Raw genomic sequence first — 559 nt, 5'->3', positions numbered from 1 at the left:
CCAGTCGTGGAAGGCGCCGATGTGGTGCTCGCTGGGCACCAGGACCCCGCCCTTGGCGTACATCCGGGAGCTCATGCCGGGCTGGGTGCGCTCACAGGCGTCGAAGTCCTGCACATTGACCCGGTGGAACAGCTCCACGGACCGGCTGACGTCCTTGCCGCTCTCCACGACGTGCGGCAGGTACAGCCAGTCGCACTCGACGATCGTGCGGTCGACGGCCACCGGGTACATGCGGTGGAAGATGACGTGGTCGGGGACGAGGTTGATGAAGACCTGCGGCTTGACGGTGATCGCGTAGTAGCGGCGGTCCTGGTCCTCGGCCACCCCGGGGATGCGGTCCAGGCCCTCGGAACCGTCCACCGTGAAACCCTGGATCTCCTCGCCGAACTCGGCGCCGTGGCCCACGTAGTACTGGGCCGCGTAGCCGTCCGCGAACTCCGGGAGCACCTCGGTGAGTTCGGGGTGGATGGTGGCGCAGTGGTAGCACTCCATGAAGTTCTCGATGATGAGCTTCCAGTTCGCCTTCACGTCGTACGTGATGCGCTTGCCGACGGAGAGG

Annotated in this window: 1 protein-coding gene; it reads right to left on the bottom strand. The window is 66.0% G+C overall.

Annotated elements, in window-relative coordinates; genetic code table 11:
* The coding region (locus AQJ64_RS44910; protein WP_280529306.1) for an RHO alpha subunit C-terminal catalytic domain-containing protein at positions 1 to 559 on the bottom strand (559 nt) is incomplete at both ends.

This window comes from Streptomyces griseoruber (assembly GCF_001514205.1).
Lineage (GTDB): Bacteria > Actinomycetota > Actinomycetes > Streptomycetales > Streptomycetaceae > Streptomyces > Streptomyces griseoruber.
The sequence above is the reverse complement of the archived record's forward strand: the minus strand, read 5'-3'. Positions and strand labels throughout refer to the sequence as shown.